The following is a 305-nucleotide window of genomic DNA, read 5'->3' as shown; positions in this document are numbered from 1 at the left end:
CGGACCGCGGCGCGGGTGCGGCTCATGCGGCGCCCTCGCCGGCCGCGGGGACCTCCGCGGCGCCCCGCGCGACCAACCGGCGGTACTCCTCGTGCCCGGCGAGGAGTTCACGGTGCGAACCCGTCGCCCGTACGACGCCGTCCACCAGGAAGCACACCGTGTCGGCCAGGTCGAGGAGCAGCGGCGACGTGCCGGTCACGACGGTCGTGCGCCCGCGCCGGGCCGTGCGCAGCCGACCGGCGGCCCGGGCCTCGGTGTGCGCGTCCAGGGCCGACGTGGGTTCCACGGCGAGCAGGATCTCCGGG

At 78.0% G+C, this 305-nt stretch carries 1 pseudogene; it reads right to left on the bottom strand.

The features are described 5' to 3' along the window. Nucleotides 1-22: 22 nt before the first annotated feature. Nucleotides 23-305, bottom strand: a pseudogene (locus tag G3I40_RS46290) (ABC transporter ATP-binding protein); the annotation flags it as partial.

Source organism: Streptomyces sp. SID14478 (assembly GCF_010548525.1).
GTDB lineage: Bacteria > Actinomycetota > Actinomycetes > Streptomycetales > Streptomycetaceae > Streptomyces.
This window is presented reverse-complemented; position numbering and strand designations above follow the sequence as displayed.